At 73.5% G+C, this 21,244-nt stretch carries 15 protein-coding genes; 9 read left to right on the top strand and 6 right to left on the bottom strand.

Features of this window, described 5'->3' with window-relative positions; all coding sequences use genetic code 11:
- Positions 1-11 precede the first annotated feature (11 nt).
- Both E6R18_RS19620 and E6R18_RS19615 read left to right on the top strand, forming a co-directional pair.
- Positions 12-935, top strand: coding sequence for a hypothetical protein (locus E6R18_RS19620; protein WP_136318204.1), 924 nt, complete (start codon positions 12-14; stop codon positions 933-935).
- 65 nt (positions 936-1,000) lie between these two features.
- The gene (locus tag E6R18_RS19615) at positions 1,001-5,812 is read left to right on the top strand and encodes a hypothetical protein (protein ID WP_136318203.1); all 4,812 of its coding nucleotides are present in this window, start codon (positions 1,001-1,003) and stop codon (positions 5,810-5,812) included.
- A 21-nt stretch (positions 5,813-5,833) separates the two neighbouring features.
- On the opposite strand, the gene E6R18_RS19610 is transcribed toward E6R18_RS19615, so the two are convergent.
- Complete coding sequence (locus E6R18_RS19610) at positions 5,834-6,253, bottom strand: hypothetical protein (RefSeq protein WP_206308327.1); 420 nt, start codon at positions 6,251-6,253, stop codon at positions 5,834-5,836.
- Positions 6,254-6,714: 461 nt separating this feature from the next.
- Between E6R18_RS19610 and E6R18_RS19605 the strand changes: the two genes are divergently transcribed.
- Genes E6R18_RS19605 through E6R18_RS19590 form a run of 4 tightly spaced genes read left to right on the top strand, consistent with a single transcriptional unit; the run spans position 6,715 to position 10,959 of the window.
- Positions 6,715-9,501, top strand: coding sequence for a nitrate- and nitrite sensing domain-containing protein (locus tag E6R18_RS19605; RefSeq protein ID WP_168712396.1), 2,787 nt, complete (start codon positions 6,715-6,717; stop codon positions 9,499-9,501).
- The gene (locus tag E6R18_RS19600) at positions 9,498-9,941 is read left to right on the top strand and encodes a roadblock/LC7 domain-containing protein (RefSeq protein ID WP_136318202.1); all 444 of its coding nucleotides are present in this window, start codon (positions 9,498-9,500) and stop codon (positions 9,939-9,941) included. Before E6R18_RS19605 ends, E6R18_RS19600 begins: the two co-directional genes overlap by 4 nt.
- Before the next feature lie 9 nt (positions 9,942-9,950).
- Positions 9,951-10,373, top strand: coding sequence for a DUF742 domain-containing protein (locus E6R18_RS19595; RefSeq protein ID WP_136207120.1), 423 nt, complete (start codon positions 9,951-9,953; stop codon positions 10,371-10,373).
- Positions 10,354-10,959 (top strand): ATP/GTP-binding protein, encoded by a 606-nt coding sequence (locus E6R18_RS19590; protein WP_136318201.1) that lies wholly within the window; start codon positions 10,354-10,356, stop codon positions 10,957-10,959. The genes E6R18_RS19595 and E6R18_RS19590 overlap by 20 nt, the downstream gene beginning before the upstream one ends.
- 24 nt (positions 10,960-10,983) lie before the next feature.
- On the opposite strand, the gene E6R18_RS19585 is transcribed toward E6R18_RS19590, so the two are convergent.
- Entirely contained in the window at positions 10,984-11,334 is a 351-nt protein-coding gene (locus tag E6R18_RS19585; protein ID WP_136318200.1) for a DUF962 domain-containing protein, read from the bottom strand.
- Positions 11,335-11,455: 121 nt separating this feature from the next.
- A complete protein-coding gene (locus E6R18_RS19580; protein ID WP_136318199.1) occupies positions 11,456-12,262 on the bottom strand; it encodes a M15 family metallopeptidase in 807 nt (268 codons plus the stop codon).
- 141 nt (positions 12,263-12,403) lie between these two features.
- Here E6R18_RS19580 and E6R18_RS19575 point away from each other — a divergent pair, with 141 nt between their 5' ends.
- On the top strand, positions 12,404-12,913 hold the full coding sequence (locus E6R18_RS19575) for an NUDIX domain-containing protein (protein WP_136318198.1): 510 nt from the start codon (positions 12,404-12,406) through the stop codon (positions 12,911-12,913).
- 6 nt (positions 12,914-12,919) lie between these two features.
- On the opposite strand, the gene E6R18_RS19570 is transcribed toward E6R18_RS19575, so the two are convergent.
- Positions 12,920-15,271: a TIM-barrel domain-containing protein gene (locus E6R18_RS19570; protein ID WP_136318197.1), complete on the bottom strand. Its 2,352-nt coding sequence runs from the start codon at positions 15,269-15,271 to the stop codon at positions 12,920-12,922.
- Between the two features lie 252 nt (positions 15,272-15,523).
- On the opposite strand from E6R18_RS19570, the gene E6R18_RS19565 reads away from it, so the two are divergent.
- Both E6R18_RS19565 and E6R18_RS19560 read left to right on the top strand, forming a co-directional pair.
- Positions 15,524-17,500 (top strand): acetoacetate--CoA ligase, encoded by a 1,977-nt coding sequence (locus E6R18_RS19565; RefSeq protein ID WP_136318196.1) that lies wholly within the window; start codon positions 15,524-15,526, stop codon positions 17,498-17,500.
- A 68-nt stretch (positions 17,501-17,568) separates the two neighbouring features.
- Positions 17,569-18,486, top strand: coding sequence for a hypothetical protein (locus E6R18_RS19560; protein WP_136318195.1), 918 nt, complete (start codon positions 17,569-17,571; stop codon positions 18,484-18,486).
- Between the two features lie 68 nt (positions 18,487-18,554).
- On the opposite strand, the gene ptsP is transcribed toward E6R18_RS19560, so the two are convergent.
- Together ptsP and E6R18_RS19550 are read right to left on the bottom strand one after the other, a co-directional pair.
- On the bottom strand, positions 18,555-20,225 hold the full coding sequence (ptsP, locus tag E6R18_RS19555) for a phosphoenolpyruvate--protein phosphotransferase (RefSeq protein ID WP_136318194.1): 1,671 nt from the start codon (positions 20,223-20,225) through the stop codon (positions 18,555-18,557).
- Between the two features lie 79 nt (positions 20,226-20,304).
- Positions 20,305-20,754, bottom strand: a complete 450-nt coding sequence (locus E6R18_RS19550; RefSeq protein WP_136318193.1) for a PTS glucose transporter subunit IIA — start codon at positions 20,752-20,754, stop codon at positions 20,305-20,307.
- Between the last annotated feature and the right edge of the window lie 490 nt (positions 20,755-21,244).

Raw genomic sequence — 21,244 nt, 5'->3', positions numbered from 1 at the left:
GAGCGAGTGTCGTGAGCGACCACCGCGCAGAGCACGCCGACGCGTGGAGCGAGCCCGCCCCCGACCGGCCCGCTTCCGCCTACGAGCCCGACCGGGCCGCGCCCGCCCCGGCCTCCGTCACCCCGGCCGACGCGGCCGACGCCGCCCGGCTCGTCGCCTTCGGCCTCCAGCCCAAGCTGCTGCCCGCCCGCGACGCCGAGTACGCCGAACTGCTGCGCCGCTACCGGGACGACACGGCCTTCGCCCGGCTCGCCGACGCCGTGGCCACCGGACTCGGCCTCATCGTCCTGGAGGTCTCGCCCCGGGCCGGCATGGCCGTCACGGCGGGCGAGGACTCGGTCTTCGCCGTCCGCATGGGCGACTACGCCCGCCGCGCCTCCTCGGACTCCGCCGACCGCTTCCTGCACGGGCTCGCCCACCTCGCCGTCGCCGCCATGGCCTTCCCGCGCCCCGAGGACCTGGCCGACGACGCCTACATCGGCCGGATCACGGTCAACGGCGTCGACGCCTTCGTCCGCCAGGCGTGCAACCGCCTGGCGGAGCGCGCCGAGGAGCAGGGCGACAACACCGACCCGGCCAGCGAGGCCCCGGGCCTGGAGGCGGGCTGGCGCGTCTACGCCAGGCGCAGCGCCACCGGCGCGACGAAGGACGCCCGCCGGCTCGCCGGCTCCACCACCGGCATCATCGGCAAGGCCGTCGCCTTCCTCACCGACTCCGGCTTCCTCCAGCGCACCGGCGACGACGCCGGAGGCACCTACCGCACCACCGCCCGCTACCAGCTCCAGGTCCGCGACATGGCCGGCAGCGCCACCATGGCCGAACTCCTGGAGCTGGGCGTCGTCCCCGTCACCGACGGCAGCGCCACCCTGCTGGCGCCCCCGGACCCCGACGACCTGGAACTGGCGGCCGACGCGGGCCTGCCGTTCCACGGCTGACCACCGCCGGGCCCCGCCGCCCCGACGCCCTCCCCCCGCTCCCTGAACGACGAGAGTCCGCCGCCATGTACGAGCTGTCCCGGGTCCGCCTCTACTCCATCGGGCCTGCCGGCGCGCGCTACGCCGACACCGTGCTCGACCTGCGCGGGGTCGGCGAGCCCGTGCCCCACCCCGCGCCGGCGCAGGCGGAGTTCTTCGAGGAGGAGCCGGTCGGCCCGCCGCGCAGGCCCGCCCCGGCCGGTGTGCTCTTCCTGGAGAACGGCGGCGGCAAGTCCGTCCTGCTGAAGCTGATCTTCTCGGTGATGCTGCCGGGCCACCGCAACACCCTCGGCGGCGCCAGCTCCGGCGTCCTGCGCAAGTTCCTGCTCGCCGACGACTGCGGCCATGTCGCGCTGGAGTGGCAGCACACCCTGACCGGCGAGTGCGTGGTCGTCGGCAAGGTCAGCGAGTGGCGCGGACGCCAGGTCTCCAACGACCCCCGGAAGTTCGCCGAGGCGTGGTACTCCTTCCGGCCCGGCCCCGGACTCGGCCTCGACTCGCTGCCCGTCGCCGAGTCCACCGCGGTCGGCCGCACCGCAGAAGGCGTCTCCGGCGCCCGGGGCAGGCGGCGCACCATGAAGGGCTTCCGGGACGCGCTCACCGAGGCCGGCAAGTTCTACCAGCACCTCGACGTGCACTGGGAGGAGATCCACGACCGCTGGAACGAACACCTCGGCGAACTGGGCCTCGACCCCGAACTCTTCCGCTACCAGCGCGAGATGAACGCCGACGAGGGCGAGGCGGCCGGCCTCTTCGCGGTGAAGAAGGACTCCGACTTCACCGACCTGCTGCTGCGCGCCGTCACCGACACCCGCGACACGGACGGCCTTGCCGACCTCGTCAGCGGCTTCGGCGACAAACTGGGCCGCCGCGCCGAACTCACCGCGGAACGCGACTTCACCGCCGGCTCCGTCGACCTGCTCGGCCGCATCGTCGAGGCCGCCGGGACCCGCGCCCGCAGCCGCGACATCCACGCGGGCGCCGAGCGCCGCACCCGTACCCTGGCCCGCAGGCTCTCCGCCCGGGCCGGCGAGGAGCGCGGCCGGGCCGCCGAGCTGGCTCAGCAGGTCACCGGCGCCACCCACACGGTCACCGGCGCCGAGGAGACCCGCGGCCGCAGCGCCCTGATCGCCGCCGAACTCGCCTACCGCCACGCGTCGCTGGCCCTCACCGCCGCAGAGAAGAGCGCCGCCGCCCAGCGCCGGGAGCTGGGCGACGCCCGCACCCTGCACTCCGCCTGGCAGGCCGCCGAAGCCGTACTGCGCCACCGCGCCGCCGCCGACCGCTCCGCGCGCGTCGCCGTGGCCATCCGGGAGGCCGAGCGCGACGCCGCCCCCGCGCTCGCCGCCCGCGCGAGCGCGGCAGCCGACCTCGTACGGGCCCTGCACACCGCCGCCGAGGCGGGCGAGAGCCGGGCCAACGAGGAGGAGGAGCGCTCCGACGCCCTGCAGAGCGCAGGCGAGGCCGCCCACCGGGACGCCACCACCGCCGCCACCGAGGCCCAGCGCGCCCGCAGCGAGGCCGGCCATCTGCGCCAGCGCCTGGCCGAGGTGGAGCAGGAGACAGCCGAAGCCGTCCGGGCCGGCTGGCTGGACGACACCGCACCCCACGCCGACCCGGCCAGGGCCGCCCTCGCCGCCAACGACGCCGAACAGGCCGCCGTGGCCGCCTGGGACACCGCCCGCGAGGCCGCCGGCGCCGCCACGGACCGGGCCCGGCAGGCCACCGCCGACGAGAGCCGCGCCGAACTGGCCGCGGCGCGGGCCGCCGACGCCGCCCGGGCCGCCGAACAGGCATACGAGGCCGAGCTGAGGGCCGCCGAGTCGATCGCCGCCGAGCCCCGCCTCGCCGAACTGCTCGGGCTGCCCGCCGCCGACCGGACCGGCGGGGTGCCCCGGCCCCGGCAGGCCGCCGCCCCCGGGACCGAGCGGGCCGCCGACGACCAGCACCGCCCCGACGACGGACCCGGCTCCGCACCGGCCGCCCCGGACGGAGCGGAACCCGCCCCGCACGGCGCGCCCACCGCCACCGCCGCCCACCCCCGGGTCGCCGAACACGCCCTGAGCGCCGACGAGTTCGACCGCAGCGCGGATGAGCTGCGCGAGCTCCTCGACCAGAGCGTCGCCGCCGCCGAGCGACGCCTGTTCGAACTGCGCACCGCGGCGGCCGACGACTCCCGCATCCTGGGCGCCCTCGGCGACGGCGGACTCCTGCCGCCGGGACCCGACGTGCTCGCCACCGTGGAGTACTTGGGCGAGCAGGGCATCCCCGCCCTGCCCGGCTGGCGCTACCTCGCCCAGGCCGTCGACCCCGCCGACCACGCGGCCGTCCTCGCCGCCCGGCCCGAGCTGGTCGACGGCGTCGTGATCACCGACCCCGACGCGCACGCCCGCGCCCGCGAAGTCCTCTCCGCCGCCGCCCTGCTGCCGCGCTCCGCCGTCGCCGTCGGCACCGCCGCCGCCCTGCTCGCCCCCGTGCCGGACCCCGGCACCGGCGCGTCCGCGAGCGGCGACGGGGTGTTCCTCGTACCGCCGAACCCGGCCATGCACGACGAGCACGCCGCGGACGAGGAGCGCCACGCCCTGCGCAGCCGGGCCGCCGCCCGCGACGAGGACATCCGCGTGCTCGCCGCCCGCCTCGGCGCTGACCGAGCGCTGGCCTCCCGCATCGGCTCCTGGCGCGCCGACTGCCCGCCCGGCATGCTCGCGGAGCTCGCCGAAGCCGCCCGCACCGCCCGAACGGGCGCCGAGACGGCCGAGGCCGCCCTCGCCGAGGCCCGTACGGTCCGGGCCGAGGCCGACGAGGCCGCCGCCGACACCGCCCGGGTCCGCGAGGAGCGCCAGGAGACCGCCCAGCGCGCCCGCCGAGTGGCCGACGCGCTCGCCGGACTCGCCTTCCGGCTCCGCGAACGGGCCGGCTGGCAGGCCAAGCTGCGCGAACTGGCCGATGAGGCGGCCGAGTCCGAGGCCCGCGCCACCGTCTTCCTGGAGCGCGCCCGCGCCGCCGACGAGGACCGCCGGGCCGCCCAGCGCGCCGCCGACGACGCCCGCCGCACCGCCCGCGCCCTGCGCGCCGAACGGGCCGAGATCGCCGGCGCCCCCGAACACCTCCCGGACCTGGGCGAGGACACTCCGCGCCAGGCCCTGCCCGCCCTGCGCGAGGCATACCGGGCGGCCTCCCAGCTCTACGAGAAGGTCGGCGTCGGCGCCGACCTGCGCGCCGAACAGGCCCGCGCCGAGAGCGACGAGAGCGCAGCGCTCGCCGAGCTGGACCGGCTCACCAACAAGGTCCGCACCCGGGCCGCCCAGCTCCTGGAGGGGACCGACGGCGCCGACGGCCCGTCCCGGCAGGCGGCCGCCGCCCGTGCCGAATCGCTCGTCCAGCTCCTGGAGACCCGGGCGTCGGCGGCCAGCGAGCAGCTGGGCCGGCTGCGCGGTGAGGCCGAGCGCCTGGCGCCCGCCGACGGCGAGAGCCTGCACACCGAACTGCCCGATGAGCAGGTCCCCGCCGACGCCGAACAGGCCCAGGCCCTCCTGCGTACCGCCACCGCCGAGCTGGCCTCCGCGACCGCCGCCCTGGACACCGCCCGGGCCGCCCACGCCGAACTCCTCCACGCCCACCGCACCGCGGAGGACTCTGCGGGCGGCTTCGAGGAGACCGCGGCACTGCTGCGCGACCTGCTGAGGGACCACGGCGCCGATGACGACCCGGAGAGCCCCGAGCCGTACCCCGGCAGCCTGGAGGAGGCCCGGCAGTCCGCCGCCGAGGCCCGCCGCTCCCTGCGCGGCTGCGCCGCCGACCTGTCCGCCGCCGAAGCGGCCGTACGGGAGGCGAGCGACGTCCTCGTACGGCACGCCAACTCCACCCGCTACGAACAGGTCCGCACCCCCGCCCGCCAGCAGATCCGCGAGCTGCCCGCCGCAGCCCTCCCCGAGCACGCCGAGAAGTGGGCCACCGCCTTCGCGCCCCGGCTGCGGGTCCTGACCGACGAGCTGGCCCAGCTGGAACGCAACCGCGACTCGATCGTGGACCGGCTCCGCGGCCTCGTGGAGTCCGCGCTCACCACGCTCCGCTCCGCCCAGCGGCTCTCCCGGCTCCCCGAGGGCCTGGGGGAGTGGTCCGGGCAGGAATTCCTCCGCATCCGCTTCGAGGAACCCGACCAGGCCACCCTCACCGAACGGCTCGGTGACGTCATCGACGAGGCCACCAGGGCGGCCCTCAGGAAGAACTCCGACCTGCGCCGGGACGGGATGTCCCTGCTCCTGCGCGGTGTGCAGGCGGCCCTGGAGCCCCGGGGCATCGCCGTGGAGATCCTCAAGCCGGACGCCGTGCTGCGCGCCGAGCGCGTACCGGTCGGACAGATGGGCGACGTCTTCTCCGGCGGTCAGCTGCTCACCGCGGCCATCGCCCTGTACTGCACGATGGCCGCCCTGCGCAGCAACGACCGGGGACGCGACCGCGCCCAGCACCGTCACGCGGGCACGCTCTTCCTGGACAATCCGATCGGCCGGGCCAACGCCACCTATCTGCTGGAGCTCCAGCGCGCGGTGTCCGACGCGCTCGGCGTACAACTGCTCTACACCACGGGGCTGTTCGACACGACGGCCCTCGCGGAATTCCCGCTGGTGATCAGGTTGCGCAATGACGCGGACCTCAGGGCGGGCCTGAAATACATCAGCGTCGAGGAGCACTTGCGCCCCGGGCTGCCGCAGCAGGACCCGGGCAGCGAGACCGTGCACGGCGAAATCACCGCCACCCGCATGTTCAAGCGGAGCGCCCCGGCCCCGGCGGCGCCGGCCGGTTCCGGGGGCGCCGAGGAGACCCGCACGGCTCCGTAGAGCCGGAGGCGGCGGGCGTGGTCAGGCCCGGGACAGGCGGCGGTCGGCGCCCTGGTGACGTATCCGGGATGCCTCCCGCTGGGCGGCCCGGGCCGCCCGTCGCGCCCTGCGCCGCTCGCGGCGCAGCTGCCGGGCCGAGCTGCTGGGCTCCGAGACCACTCCGTTGCGCTGGTTCCACACCTGGCGGGTGACCCAGACGTCCAGCACCGACCAGGTCGCGACCACCGTGCCCGCCACCCCGCTCAGCACCATCGGGAAGGACAGCCAGGACCCGGCCAGCGCGGTCAGGAACGCCACCATCGCCAGAATCATCGTCAACGACATGATGAGCACCGCCCGCACCGCGGCCGTGCGCACCGGGTCGGGCATCCGCCGCCGCAGCGCCGGCTCCTCGACCCAGAGCGGCTGGCGCGGAACCTCCGCAGGCTCCCGCTCGCTCACGTCTTCCCCCGCCCCGGCCTCCGCCGGCTCCGCCGCGTCACGACGCTCCTGTGTGTCCAAGGCCCTTCAACTCCCACCACTGTCCGACTTCAGGGTTGCTGCCCGGCATACACCCTTTCTACGCGGGCGGTCCGTCGCGTCCTGCCGAGCGCACCCTTGCAGTCCCCCTACCCCCGTACAGACGGACGAGTGGCCATCGGTGAAGATTCCTCCCAGCCGTCACTAAGCGAAGAATTCCAGCCAACCGGGACGGGGAGGAACGTGCCGGTCCCCGGGGCCTCTTCTGTCGCTTTCGTGAATTTCATCTCCAGGAATACCGGGACAAGTCATGGTCAACTCCCGGTAAGGCGGCCGAAAATCGTCCGGACATGCCTTCGAGTTGTCTGTGCGTCGGTAGTAGGCTCGCGCCGTTTGTTGACGAAACACCATCCCCGCCCCGCGGGGGCGAGCTGGGGGAGGCCATGCGCTTTCGCGGAAAGTCCATCCGCAGGAAGATCGTGGCGTTGCTTCTGGTGCCGCTCGTCTCCCTCACCGCGCTGTGGGGATTCGCCACCTATCTCACCGGGCGCGAGGCCGGGAAGCTGCTGAGCGCGAGCACCGTCGTGGAGAAGGTGGGCCACCCCCTGGAGGACACCGTCCGGGTCATCCAGGGCGAGCGCCGCCAGACCCTCGTCTTCCTCGCGGACCCGCGCGCCTCCGACGCCCTGCCCGTACTGCGCAGCCGGCGCGCCGCCACCGACCGGGTGGTGGCCGAGGTCAGCCGCAGCGCGAAGCAGAAGGACATACGAGACGCGCTCGGCCCGAGCGCCGAGACCCAGCTCGGCTCGATACTCGGCGCGGTCGAGGGACTGGACGCCCTGCGCGACTCCGTCGACAAACGCACCATCGGCCGGCTCAAGGCGATGGCTTACTACAACCGCCTCATCGACCCCTGCTACCGCTTCCTGACCGGCCTGCGCACCATGGAGAGCGTCTCCATGGACCAGCAGGTCCGGGCGCTCACCGGACTCTCCCGCGCCCGCGAAATGCTCTCCAGGGAAGACGCCCTGGTCGCCTCGGGCCTCCTGGCGGGCCGCCTCACCGCCCCCGAACTGCGGCAGATGTCCGACCTCGTCGCCCAGCGCGGACTGCTGAACGAGATCAACCTCGACATGCTCCCCGCCTCCGAGCGCCGGCGCGTCCAGCAGTACTGGCAGGGCCCGGACAGCGAGCCGCTGCGCTCCGCCGAGGACAAGATCATCGGCCAGGGCCCCACCACCAGCCCGCGCACCGTGGACGCAGCCCGCTGGCAGGAAGTCGCCCCGCCCGCCCTGGAGCGGCTGGCCAACGACTCGACCGAGATGAACAACCGCTTCCAGGACCGCGGCAAACCCGCGGGCTACGGGGTGCTGATCAAGGCGGGCATCGCCGGCGTCCTCGGCTTCCTGGCCCTGCTCGTCTCCGTCTTCGTCTCCGTGCGCATCGGCCGCGAACTCGTCCGCGACCTCTCCCGGCTCCGCAAGGACGCCCACGAGGTCTCCGGCGTACGGCTGCCGAGCGTGATGCGCCGGCTCGCCGCGGGTGAACACGTCGACGTGGAGACCGAGTCCCCGCACCTGCAGTACGAGCGCGACGAGATCGGCCAGGTCGGCCAGGCCCTCAACACCCTGCAACGGGCCGCCGTCGAAGCCGCCGTCAAACAGGCCGACATGCGCCGGGGCGTCTCCGAGGTCTTCGTCAACCTCGCCCGCCGCAACCAGGTCCTGCTGCACCGCCAGCTGACGCTCCTGGACACGATGGAACGGCGTACCGAGAACACCGACGAACTCGCCGACCTCTTCCGCCTCGACCACCTCACCACCCGCATGCGCCGCCACGCCGAGGGCCTGGTGATCCTCTCCGGGGCGGCGCCGTCCCGCCAGTGGCGCAAACCCATCCAGCTGATGGACGTGGTGCGGGCCGCCGTCGCCGAGGTCGAGGACTACGAACGCATCGAGGTCCGCCGGCTGCCCCGCATCGGCGTGGGCGGCCCCGCCGTCGCCGACCTCACCCACCTCATCGCCGAACTCCTGGAGAACGCCACGGTGTTCTCGCCCCCGCACACCGCGGTCCAGGTGCACGGCGAACGGGTCGCCAACGGCTTCACCCTCGAAATCCACGACCGCGGCCTCGGCATGGCCCCCGACGTCCTCCTGGACGCCAATCTCCGGCTCGCCGAGACCCCCGAGTTCGAACTCTCCGACACCGACCGCCTCGGCCTCTTCGTGGTCAGCCGGCTCGCCCAGCGCCAGAACGTCCGGGTCTCCCTCCAGACCTCCCCGTACGGAGGCACCACCGCGGTGGTGTTCATCCCCGCCGCGCTCCTCACGGACGCCCCCGAGTCGCACGGCACCGGCTTCCGCCTGGACCGCAGGTCCGAGAAGGCCATCGCCAGCAGCAGACCGGGCGGCGACCCGGAGGTCCGGGAGACCGGCGGCGACTCGGTGCCGGGCCGGCCGGGCGCCCTCTCGCCGGTCCCGACCGGACTGGCCGACCCGGCCCTGCTGGACGGGCCCGTCGAGCTCGAAGGCCCCGAGGAGCCCCTGGACTTCACCCGCGACCCGGTCCTCGAAGCGGTCGCAGGACCCGGACTCGACCCCGTACTCGACGGCGTCGCCGACCTGGAGGACACCGAGAGCGAACGCGGCGGCATCTTCCGCGCCCGTGAGCTGCGCCGCGACGGCGACCGCGAGCAGCACCAGCAGGCCGCCGACCACCTCCCGGAATCCGACGGCGTCCGGGCCCTGCGCCCCGAGGGCCCCCGGCCGCTGCCCCGCCGCCGCAGGGCGCCGACCCTGGTCACCGACCGCGGCCGCCGCGTGGACGAGGCGGGCCGTGCCCACCCCGGCACCGAAGGCCCGGAAGCGGTCCGTCCGGTGGACCGCCGCCCCACCGAACCCCGCCGGCCCGCCGGCTTCCGCAAACCCGCCGAACCCGCGGTGCCCGCTCCCCGTTCGCCCGAGCCCGCCCCGGACACGGTGGGCGGCCTGCCCCGCCGGGTCCGGCAGGCCAGCCTCGTCCCGCAGCTGCGCGAGGGACCGGACGGCCGGACGGCCCGCCCCGGCCCGGCGGAGAGCGCCGCGGACATCGAGCGGGACGCCGAAGAGGTACGCAGCCGTATGGCCTCGCTCCAGCGCGGCTGGCAGCGAGGCCGCCAGCAGAACGCCGAGGACGTGACCGGCCACGGCGACACAGCACAAGGAACCACTCCGGGAGGGGACGGTCCATGACCGCACCGAACGCCGCAGCACCCGACTCAGCACGCCAGGGCTCGGGCGAACTGAACTGGCTCCTCGACGAACTCGTCGAGCGCGTCGCCAGCATCCGCAAGGCGCTGGTGCTCTCCAGCGACGGACTTCCCACCGGCGCGTCCAAGGACCTGACGCGCGAGGACAGCGAGCATCTGGCCGCCGTGGCCTCCGGCTTCCACAGCCTGGCCAAGGGCGTGGGCCGGCACTTCGACGCGGGCCGGGTCCGCCAGACCGTGGTCGAACTGGACGAGGCGTTCCTGTTCGTCACGGCGGCTGGAGACGGGAGCTGTCTCGCCGTCCTGGCCGAGTCCGATTCGGACGTGGGGCAGGTGGCGTACGAGATGACGCTGATGGTCAAGCGCGTGGGAGCCCACCTGGCCAACGCGCCCCGGACGACCGGTCAGCCCTCCGGGGGGTGAGCGGACGGCATGAGCGCCGAATCGCCCGGCTCCCCGGACACCCCGGCAAGGCCGCGGACCCCGCGCTGGTACGACGCCGACGCGGGGCCCGTCGTCCGCCCCTACGCGATGACCCGCGGGCGGACCAGCAGCGCGTCCCGCCACCGTCTCGACCTGATCGCGATCGTCGTGCCCGAACCCGCGGCCGACGACCCGGGCAGGGACCAGATGCTCTCCCCGGAGCACGTGGAGATCGTCGAACTCTGCAGTGAGCTGCCCCAGTCGATCGCCGAGCTCGCCTCCGCCCTGGACCTCCCCGTGGGGGTGGTCCGGGTGCTGGTCGGTGACCTCGTCGAGGACGAGCTGGTGCATGTGACCCGTCCCGTTCCGCCGGCCGAGCTGCCGGACGTGAACATTCTTCGCGAGGTGATCAATGGCCTTCGGGCGCTCTAGCCGCAACAGGCGGCCCGTGGAGCCCGTTACCCTCAAAATCCTGGTGGCGGGCGGCTTCGGCGTGGGCAAGACGACGCTGGTGGGCGCGGTCAGTGAGATCAGGCCGCTGCGCACGGAGGAGAGTCTGAGCGAGGCGGGGCGTCCGGTGGACGACCTGGACGGCGTCGAGGCGAAGACCACGACGACCGTGGCCATGGACTTCGGGCGGATCACGCTCCGCGAGGACCTGGTGCTGTACCTCTTCGGCACCCCGGGACAGGACCGGTTCTGGTTCCTGTGGGACGAGCTCGCCCAGGGCGCGCTGGGGGCGGTCGTCCTCGCGGACACCCGGCGCCTGGAGGACTGCTTCGCGGCGATCGACTACTTCGAACGCCGAGACATCCCGTTCGCGGTGGCGGTCAACTGCTTCGAGGGCGCGGACCGCTTCCCCACGGCGACGGTACGGGCCGCGCTCGACCTGGACCCGGGGGTGCCGCTCCTCATGTGCGACGCGCGGGACCGCTCGTCGGCGCGGGACGTACTGGTGGCCGTCGTGGAGCACGCGCTGGCCCGCGCGGACCGGCCGCGCGAGCCCGTGACGACCTAGGGACTTTCCGGACACGGCCTGGGCTCAGCGGCCGTTCTCGGCGAGCCACTTCTCGGCGGTCCGCGCGAGCTCGTGGTCGCGTCCGGCCAGCATCATCCGGATCATCTGCACATCGCCGCGCAGCGACCAGGCGGGGTGGCCGAAGGTGGCCGGGTTGTTCCTCTCGATCAGGAAGTGCGCGGGCCAGGCGGTCCCGTAGCCGATGAGCGGCAGCGCGGCCGCGTACCGCTTGCGGCCGCGCGCCAGCCCGTACGCGGTGACGGCGAGGCCGGTCAGCGTGCCGGTGAGATGGACCCAGCGGGTCGCGGCCCGGGAGTGCATCGCGACGTAGTACGGCCAGAACTCTTCGTACGACTCGAACGTCTGTTGTGACATACGGGAACCGTAATGGCTGGACCGGCAACCGGAAACGGCCCGGCTGCGTCCGAGAGGGAGAAAGGGCGGCCGGAACCCACGGGGGTGGTCCCGGCCGCCCTTTCCGCTGCCCTCGGCGGCCTCAGTGCCCGGCGACGGACCCGCGGGCCACCGGGAAGTCGAAATAGGTGTCGGGGAACAGCTCGGGCTGGAAGGTGTAGTGCCACCATTCCTCGGCCAGGTTCACGAAGCCGGCTTCGGTGAGCGTCTTCTTGAGGAACTGCCGGTTGGCGCGCTGGACGCCCCGGACACGCGGGTCGTCCGTGTGCGAGAGCGTGTCGAAGCAGTCGAAGCCGGTGCCCATGTCGACCGAGTTGTCCGGGAAGCGCTCGGCCCGCGGCGCGTAGCACGGCGCGAGCTTCCCGCCCGGGCGGTACGGCCTGGTCGGCAGCGCGGGCAGCCGTACCAGCGTGAGGTCCACCGTGCTGCCCCGGCTGTGCCCGGACTCCTCCGCGATGTAACCGTCCGCGAACAGCCGGGTCTTGTCGACCCGCGGATAGAACTCGCCCTTCATCGTCTGGTCGGCGAGGTCCTTCGCCCACCGCACGAAGTGGTCGACGGCCCGCTGGGGGCGGTAGCAGTCGTACACCTTCAGCGAGTACCCCTGCCGCAGCAGCCGGAGCTGGGCGCGGTGCAGGGCCTCGGCGGCCGGCCGGGTCAGGATGCAGAGGGACTGGCGGTAGCCGTCGACGGGCTCGCCCATGAAGTCGTGGGCGGTCGGGTAGCGCATCTCCTGGATGATCGTGGGGTCCACCGAACGCAGCGAGACGAACTCCCCGGGCGCCTTCGGTTCGGGTTTCGCCTGCGCCACCGGAGCGGTGACGGTCACGGCGAGCAGGGCGGCGGCAGCGGCTGCCAGGACACGGAAAGCGGTCGCGATACCTGTCATGAGCACATCCTCCAACGTTCGGGCCCGCCGGGAGGCCGATCGGATACAGTCCGCGCGTGTCCGCCACCGTCTCCCGCCCGCCCACCACGCGTACGGAAGGCGCCCGGCCGGCACGAGGAACACGAGAAGGCGGAGGAGCCCGTGAAGAACTCGCACTGCGGCAGCTGCGGAGCCCCGTACACCGCCCTCGCGTCCCCCGACGCCTGGCCCCGCACCTGCGCCGTCTGCGGTGACACCGCCTACCGCAACCCGCTTCCGGTCGCCGTCGCCCTGCTCCCCGTCACCGAAGGCCACACCACCGGTCTCGTCGTCATCACCCGCACCATCGAACCCGCCCTCGGCGGCCTCGCGCTCCCCGGCGGCTTCATCGACCACGCCGAGGACTGGAAGCACGCCGTCGTACGCGAACTGCGCGAGGAGACCGGCATCGAGACCCGTCCCGACGACGTCCGCCTCGCCGACGCCCTCAGCTCACCCGAAGGCCACCTGCTCCTGTTCGGACTGCTCCCCGAACGGCCGGCCACCGCCCTCCCGCCGTCCGCGCCCACCGACGAGACCTCCGGCTACACCCTCCTGCGCGCCCCCGCCCCGCTCGCCTTCCCCCTCCACACCGAGGCCGCCCGCTCCTGGTTCGCCGGCCGCTACCGCTGAGCCCGCTCACAACCCGCGCACCCGCACCCGGCGGTCCACACGCCGCTCCTCGCCGTCCCGCTCCACCACGACCCGCCCGTCCACCAGCCGCGTCGTGTACCGCTCGACCTCCACCGGCTCCCAGCCGTCCCCCGCGTCCCCGACCACCGTCCCGCCACCGGTGCTCCCCTCCACCGGGGCCCACACCTCCAGCTCCACACCGCCGTCCTCGCCCCGCACCGGAATCACCGCCCCGGCGCGCGCGAGCACCGGCACCCGCGACAGCGGCGCCTCGACCACCACCTGCCCCGGCCCCTCGTACACCGCCCCGCTCACCGTGTCGTACCAGCGCCCCGGGGGCAGCCGCACCGTCCGCTCGGACACCCCCGGCTCCAGCACCGGCGCCACCAGCAAGGCGTCACCCAGCAAGAACGCGTCCTCGCACTCCCGCAGCGCCCGGTCCCCGGGGGACGACCACCACAGCGGACGGGCATACGGCGCACCCGTCAGCCCGGCCAGCCGCGCCAGCGTCACCCAGTACGGGCGCAGCCGCTCCCGCTCCACCAGCACCTGACGCGCACCGGCCAGCACCTCGGGCCCGAACTCCCACGGCTCCCGGCGCCCCGCGTCGGACGCCGCGTGCGTACGGAACAGCGGGAGGTACGCCCCCAGCTGGAACCACCGCAGATACAGCTCGGGCGACGGCGACCCGTCGAAACCGCCCACGTCAGGACCCGAGTACGGCACCCCGCACAGTCCGAGACCCACCACCAGCGCCAGCGAAGCCCGCAGCCCCGGCCAGCCCGTCGTCACATCACCGGACCAGGTGCCCCCGTAGCGCTGCATCCCCGCCCAGCCGGAACGCGAGAACAGGAACGGCCGCTCGTCCGGCCGCAGCCGGGCCAGCCCCTCGTACCCGGCACGCGCCATCGCCAGGCCGTACACGTTGTGCGCCTCGCGGTGATCGCCGCCGCGCCCCTCCAGCGCGTGCCGCGCCGAGCGGGGGAGCGACGGGTCGCCGAACGCCGCGAACGACACCGGCTCGTTCATGTCGTGCCACACCCCGGAGAACCCCCGCGCCAGGCGCTCCTCGTACAGCCCGCCCCACCACGCGCGCACCTGCGGATCGGTGAAGTCCGGATAGACGCACGCGCCCGGCCACACCTCCCCGCGCACCACCCGCCCCCGGGCATCCCGCACGAAAGCGCCCGAAGCGCCCACCGCCCGCCCGGAGTCGTAGACCTCGTTCCCCGCCGCCGCGGCGACCGCCGGGTCCACGATCGACACCAGCCGCACCCCCTCCTCCCGCAGCTCCTTCGCCAGACCGGGCAGATCGGGGAACCGCGCGCGGTCCACGGTGAACACCCGGTGCCCGTCGTAGTGGTCGATGTCCAGATGCAGCACCGACAGCGCGAGCCCCCGCTCCCGGTACCCCGCCGCGATCCGGCGCACCTCCCGCTCGCTCCCGAAACCCCACCGGGCGTGCTGCGGACCCAGCGCCCAGGACGGCGGCACCGCGGCCGCCCCCGTCAGCGCCGACCAGCCCGCCAGCACCCGGGCCGGCGTGCCCGCCACCATCCAGCAGCGCAGCGGGCCCCCGTCCATCCGCACCTCCGACATCCCCGGCCGGTCGTGCCCGGACCCGTCCCCCTCCTTGCCCTCCCGCAACGACACCCGGCCCGACCAGGAGTTGTCGTGGAAGACCAGATGCGTCCCCGCGTCCGAGACCACCACCTGCACCGGCATCGTCAGATACAGCGGATCGTCCCCGGGCCCGAACCGCCCGCCCGGGTCGGTGTTCCACAACGCGTACGACCCGTCCCGCAGACGGGGCCCGGCGGCCCGGCCGCCAAGACCGAAGAACCGCGCGTCCGCCGGCACCTCCGAGCGCTGCACCCACCGCGCGTTCCCGCCCGCCACCGGCTCCCACCACCGCGGCGGCAGCTCCCGGCGCAGCACCACCCCGCCCGGCGTCCGCAGCTCCACCGCCCCGTGCCGGGACACCGCGACCGTCAGCCGCTCCGACACCACCTGCCAGCCACCGCCCGCCCCCGGCTCCAGCACGGCCCTCGGATCGGCGGCGGGCGCCTCCCCGGGCAACGCGTACGACGGCAGCGGCTCAGCCCCGTCCCACCCCCAGAAGACCGCCCCGCCCACGGCCACCCGGATCCGCAGCTCCGAACGGGCGAACCTCACCACACCGCCCCCCGGCCCCGGCTCCGCACCCGTCAGGGGCCCCGGCACCCGCGCCCGCTCAGGACCGCGCGACGGCAGCGCCCGCACGTCCGCACGCGCCCGGCGCCACGCCGAGCGCACCGTACGCAGCCCCCGCTTCGAACCGACCAGCTTCACCGAGCGCACCAGGTCACGACCGTCCATGCGGTCACCCTGCCACCCGCAGGGGAGCGAACAGGCCCCGTTCAACTTCAGTTCACCCCGCGCCGAACCCCCGCCGGACCCGCGCCGCACGTGGCCCGACCACATACCGGGACACGAGAGCATGTACGGGCAACCCTGGTGCGAGAGACGATCACATGGCATCGTCCGTGACGTCGCCTCACGCGCACACCCCAGCCCGTGCGCGCGACCTGCGCACACACCGCGTACCCGCTACAGCCAGGGAGCCGCCCCATGACCTCAGCAGCCGACGAAGCCCCCCTGTGGCAGCCCGGCCCCGACCGCATCGCGGCCGCCGCCGTCACCCGCTTCCAGAGCTGGGCCGCCGAGCACCACGGCGCACCGGCCGAGGGCGGCTACGCCAGTCTGCACCGCTGGTCCGTCGACCACCTCGACACCTTCTGGAAAGCCGTCGCCGAGTGGTTCGACGTGCGCTTCTCCACCCCGTACGAGCAGGTCATCGGCGACCGCTCCATGCCCGGCGCCACCTGGTTCACCGGCGCCACCCTCAACTACGCCGAACACGCGCTGCGCACCGCCGAGGACCCCCTGCGCGCCGACGCGCCCGCCCTGCTCCACGTCGACGAGAGCCACACCCAGGCCGCCACCTCCTGGTCCGAGCTCCGCCGCCAGGTCGGCTCGCTCGCCGCCGAACTGCGCGCACTCGGCGTCACCCCCGGCGACCGGGTCAGCGGCTACCTCCCCAACATCCCCCAGGCGATCGTCGCCCTCCTCGCCACCGCCGCAGTCGGCGGCGTCTGGACCTCCTGCGCCCCCGACTTCGGCGCCCGCAGCGTCCTCGACCGCTTCCAGCAGGTCGAGCCCGTCGTCCTGTTCACCGTCGACGGCTACCGCTACGGCGGCAAGGAACACGACCGTACGGACACCGTCGCCGAACTCCGCCGCGAACTGCCCACCCTGCGCGCCGTCGTGCACATCCCGCTGCTCGGCACCGACGCCCCCGAAGGCACCCTCGACTGGTCCGCGCTCACCGCCGCCGACACCGAACCGGTCTTCGAGCAGGTCCCCTTCGACCACCCCCTCTGGGTCCTCTACTCCTCGGGCACGACCGGCCTGCCGAAGGCCATCGTCCAGTCCCAGGGCGGCATCCTGCTGGAACACTTCAAGCAGATCGGCCTCCACTGCGACCTCGGCCCCGAGGACCGCTTCTTCTGGTACACCTCCACCGGCTGGATGATGTGGAACTTCCTCGTCTCCGGCCTCCTCACCGGCACCACCCTCGTGCTGTACGACGGAAGCCCCGGCTACCCCGACGTCAGCGCCCAGTGGCGCGTCGCCGAACAGACCGGCGCCACCCTGTTCGGCACCTCCGCCGCCTACGTCATGGCCTGCCGCAAGGCCGGCATCCACCCGGGACGCGACCTCGACCTCTCCCGCGTCCAGTGCGTGGCCACCACCGGCTCCCCGCTCCCGCCCGACGGCTTCCGCTGGCTCCACGACGCAGTCGCCGACGACCTGTGGATCGCCTCCGTCAGCGGCGGCACCGACGTCTGCAGCTGCTTCGCAGGCGCGGTCCCCACCCTCCCCGTCCACATCGGCGAACTCCAGGCCGCCTGCCTCGGCACCGACCTCCAGTCCTGGGACCCGGAGGGACAGCCGCTGACCGGCGAGGTCGGCGAACTCGTCGTCACCCAGCCCATGCCCTCCATGCCGGTCCGCTTCTGGAACGACCCGGACGGCAGCCGCTACCACGACAGTTACTTCGACGTGTACCCCGGCGCCTGGCGCCACGGCGACTGGATCACGATCACCGACCGCGGCTCCGTCGTCATCCACGGCCGCTCCGACTCCACCCTCAACCGGCAGGGCGTCCGCATGGGCTCCGCCGACATCTACGAGGCCGTCGAACGACTCCCCGAGATCCGCGAGTCCCTCGTCATCGGCCTGGAGGAGCCGGACGGCGGCTACTGGATGCCGCTCTTCGTCCACCTCGCCGAAGACGCCACCCTCGACGACGACCTGCGCGACAGCATCAAGCGCACCATCCGGGAGAACCTCTCGCCCCGCCACGTCCCGGACGAGGTCATCGAGGTCCCCGGTATCCCGCACACCCTCACCGGCAAGCGCATCGAGGTTCCGGTCAAGCGCCTGCTCCAGGGAACGGCCCTGGACAAGGCAGTCAACCCCGGCTCGATCGACAATCTGGCACTCCTCCACTTCTATGAGAAGCTGGCCCGCGAACGCCGCTGACCGCACCACTGTCAGTGCCCCTGATTACTCTGAGTGAGCAATGATCGACAGCGCACTGGGGGAAAGTCATGGCGCAGACCAGGAACAAGCGGACCACCGTCCACGGACGGGCCGGCACCACCATGCGACGCACGCTGCGCCGCGAAGCACCGACCACCATCGGCCTGCTGACCGATGAACAGGACTTCGCGGCGATGCGGCGCTACCGCACCTTCACCTTCGAGGACCACGGCGTCTACCTGGAGCAGGTGGAGGGCCTCCTCAAGACCCTCACCGCCCAGGGCGTGCACACCACGGTCGCCCTCTTCGACCCGCAGGAGTATGCGGAGTACTGCGCGGAGGAGGGAATCGCCCCCGACACCCCGGCCGGCCGCAGCCGCTTCACCGCCGAGATCGCTGCCTGCGGAGCCACCGTCGCCTACGCCGGCCAGCCCCTGGACACCCTGATCCCGGTCCTCGTCGGCCGGGCGGTCCGCCGGGCCACCTGGGAGTACGCCACGATGCTGCTGGCCGGCCTCGGCGACTGCGCGGACTGCGGCCAGGACATCGGCCGCGCGGCCTTCGACCGCGCCTCCCACCTCCTGGAGCGCACCTTGGCGGCGGCCGGCCCCGGCACCCACCACCTGGTGTGCAGCACGCCCACGCAGCACGAGCAGCTGCTCGCCGCCCTGCACACCGACCGGCACGTTACGGGTCCCGCCTGCCTCGACTCCGCGGAGGGCGCCGAGTTCGTCAGCGTGCTGGCCGTCGCCATCGCCCTGGAGAGCCACGGCGGTGTCGTCCTGCGGACGAGCACACCCGGCGCCCCGGACCGGGTGCACGGCTGGCGGCTCACCGAAGGCGGCCTCGTCCCACTGACCGCCGGCGAGGTCTTCAGCGCCTACTGCACCGACGCCGACACCGGTGAACCCGTCGCCCCGGAGTCCGGCGTGGAGTACTGCGCCGGCTTCGACATCGGGGCCGACGAGCCGGAACAGCACCACTGACACGACGAAGGGGCTTCCCACCGCTCTCGGCGGGAAGCCCCTTCACCCATCGTCCGGCCGGCGCGGACCTACTCGCCCGACAGCACCGCCTGCGCCGCGAGGCGCGCCTCCTCGGCGGAGTCCGCCGCACGCGCGGCCGACGCGGCCCGCTCGCACTGGGCGAGCGTGTACTTGGCCAGCGTGGTGCGCACATAAGGAATGGAGGCCGCGCCCATCGACAGCGAGGTCACACCCAGACCGGTCAGCACACAGGCGAGCAGCGGATCGGAGGCCGCCTCACCGCACACACCGCAGCTCTTGCCCTCGGCCTTGGCCGCATCGGCGGACAGCGCGACCAGATCCAGCAGCGCGGGCTGCCACGGGTCCTGGAGCCGGGACACCGCACCCACCTGACGGTCGGCGGCGAAGGTGTACTGCGCCAGGTCGTTGGTGCCCAGCGACAGGAACTCCACCTCCTGCAGCACCGAGCGCGCCCGCAGCGCGGCGGACGGGATCTCGACCATCGCACCGAACTTCGCGTTCAGCCCGGCCGCACGGCACGCGTCGGCGAAAGCCTTGGCGTCGGCGCGGTCGGCGACCATCGGCGCCATGACCTCAAGGTAGACGGGAAGCCCCTCGGCCGCCTTGGACAGGGCGGTCAGCTGGGTGCGCAGCACGTCCGGGTGGTCCAGGAGGCTGCGCAGCCCGCGCACGCCGAGCGCCGGGTTCGGCTCGTCCGCGGGCGTGAGGAAGTCGAGCGGCTTGTCCGCCCCGGCGTCCAGCACGCGCACCACGACACGGCCCTCGGGGAATGCCTCCAGCACCGCTCGGTACGCGGCGATCTGCTTCTCCTCGGACGGCGCCTGCTTGCTGTCGTCCAGGAACAGGAACTCGGTACGGAACAGGCCAACGCCCTCCGCACCCGCCTCGACGGCCGCCGGCACGTCACCGGGACCGCCGACGTTGGCCAGCAGCGGCACCTTGTGACCGTCGGACGTGGCACCGGGGCCGGTCGACGCCGACAGCGCGGCCTTGCGCGCGGCGGCGGCGCTCTCCATCTCCGCCCGCTTCGCGGCGCTCGGCTCGACGAAGATCTCGCCGGTGCTGCCGTCCACCGCGATCAGCGTGCCCTCGGCCAGCTCGCCGGCGCCGGGCAGCGCCACCACGGCGGGCACACCGAGCGCCCGCGCGAGGATCGCGCTGTGGCTGGTCGGCCCGCCCTCCTCGGTGACGAAGCCGAGCACCAGCGCGGGGTCAAGCAGCGCGGTGTCGGCGGGCGCGAGGTCCCGGGCGATCAGGACGTACGGCTCGTCGCTGTCCGGCACACCGGGCATCGGCACACCGAGCAGCCGTGCCACGATCCGGTTGCGCACGTCGTCGAGGTCGGCAACACGTCCGGCCAGGTATTCCCCGGCACCCGCCAGCAGCGCCCGGTACGCGGCGAACGCGTCGTACACACCGCGCTCGGCGGTGCTCCCGACGGCAATGCGCCGTTCGACATCGGCGATGAGCTCGGGGTCCTGGGCCATCATGGCCTGGGCCTCCAGCACGTGCTGGGCCTCGCCACCGGCCAGGTTGCCGCGCGCGATGAGGTCGGCGGCCACGGCCTCCACGGCCTGCCGGGCCCGTCCCTGCTCGCGCTCTGCCTCCTCGGCCGGGATCTGCTTGGCCGGCGGTTCGAGCACAGCGGTGCCCATGTGCCGTACCTCGCCGATCGCCACACCGTGGCTCACGCCTACGCCTCGCAGCGTTGTCTCCATTTCACCCGTCTCCGGTCGTGCGGTGGCCGTTGCCTCCGCGGTGGTGGATATCCAGTCGGCTGTCACTGCGCCGATCGCGTTACTGCCAGCCGAACAGTGTGTCGCCGACCTTTACTTCGCCGGCCTCCACGACGTCGGAGAGGGAATCGGCCGTCGCCTCAAGCGCCACGACCGGGCACACCGGCGACTTGCCGGCCGCCTCCACCGCGGCGGGATCCCACCGGACGATGCCCTGGCCGCGGGTGACGGTGTCGCCCTTGCTCACGAGCAGCTCGAAGCCCTCGCCGTTGAGCTGGACCGTGTCGATGCCGAGGTGCGTGAGCACGCCGTGCCCCTCGCTGTCGACGACCACAAAGGCGTGCGGGTGCAGGGAGACAACGATCCCGTCGACGGGCGCGATCGCCTCGGAGGGCTCGCGCACGGGGTCGATGGCAGTGCCGGGACCGACCATCGCCCCGGCGAAGACCGGGTCGGGGACGTCGGCGAGCCCGATGGCGCGTCCGGCAAGAGGGGACGTCACAGTGGTCATGGGGGCCTCCCAGTGGAGCTTCGAAGGTGCCGCCGCGGCTTGATAGGAGGACGGCGTACTGCTCAGCAGACTAGGTCATAGGAAGTCCCGGTTCCGCCCGAGTCCTGGCGGTTCGAGGACCTAGGTGCGCACCGGAAACGATTTGCCTCGACTCCCCGCAACCTGTACTGTCGTACTCCTGCCTGGCCCCAACGCGACTTTGAGTCGGGGGTCGGCGGCGGCTATTGAGCCCAAACCCTAACCCGAAATCGGGCACCCGCATGTCTGCGGGGGCCTGTCAGGGGGAGCGGAAAGGTTTGATAGAGTCTGAATCGCCGGAAAGGGAAACGCGAAAGCGAAGAACTGGAAAGCGAAAAAGCACGGCCCGCTTCGACCGGGAATCGGACACGAAAGAGTCTGATAGAGTCGGAAACGCAAGACCGAAGGGAAGCGCCCGGAGGAAAGCCCGCAGGGGTGAGTACAAAGGAAGCGTCCGTTCCTTGAGAACTCA

The sequence above is a fragment of the Streptomyces sp. A1277 genome, from assembly GCF_004795015.1.
Lineage (GTDB): Bacteria > Actinomycetota > Actinomycetes > Streptomycetales > Streptomycetaceae > Streptomyces.
The sequence above is the reverse complement of the archived record's forward strand: the minus strand, read 5'-3'. Positions and strand labels throughout refer to the sequence as shown.

Bases quoted from the DNA above. Each gene is read 5' to 3' on its own strand.
- E6R18_RS19565 (WP_136318196.1), top strand. From the start codon at position 15,524: ATGACCTCAGCAGCCGACGAAGCCCCCCTGTGGCAGCCCGGCCCCGAC.
- E6R18_RS19595 (WP_136207120.1), top strand. From the start codon at position 9,951: ATGAGCGCCGAATCGCCCGGCTCCCCGGACACCCCGGCAAGGCCGCGG.
- E6R18_RS19585 (WP_136318200.1), bottom strand. From the start codon at position 11,334: ATGTCACAACAGACGTTCGAGTCGTACGAAGAGTTCTGGCCGTACTAC.
- E6R18_RS19590 (WP_136318201.1), top strand. From the start codon at position 10,354: ATGGCCTTCGGGCGCTCTAGCCGCAACAGGCGGCCCGTGGAGCCCGTT.
- E6R18_RS19600 (WP_136318202.1), top strand. From the start codon at position 9,498: ATGACCGCACCGAACGCCGCAGCACCCGACTCAGCACGCCAGGGCTCG.
- E6R18_RS19605 (WP_168712396.1), top strand. From the start codon at position 6,715: ATGCGCTTTCGCGGAAAGTCCATCCGCAGGAAGATCGTGGCGTTGCTT.
- E6R18_RS19570 (WP_136318197.1), bottom strand. From the start codon at position 15,271: ATGGACGGTCGTGACCTGGTGCGCTCGGTGAAGCTGGTCGGTTCGAAG.
- E6R18_RS19580 (WP_136318199.1), bottom strand. From the start codon at position 12,262: ATGACAGGTATCGCGACCGCTTTCCGTGTCCTGGCAGCCGCTGCCGCC.
- E6R18_RS19550 (WP_136318193.1), bottom strand. From the start codon at position 20,754: ATGACCACTGTGACGTCCCCTCTTGCCGGACGCGCCATCGGGCTCGCC.
- E6R18_RS19560 (WP_136318195.1), top strand. From the start codon at position 17,569: ATGGCGCAGACCAGGAACAAGCGGACCACCGTCCACGGACGGGCCGGC.
- ptsP (WP_136318194.1), bottom strand. From the start codon at position 20,225: ATGGAGACAACGCTGCGAGGCGTAGGCGTGAGCCACGGTGTGGCGATC.
- E6R18_RS19615 (WP_136318203.1), top strand. From the start codon at position 1,001: ATGTACGAGCTGTCCCGGGTCCGCCTCTACTCCATCGGGCCTGCCGGC.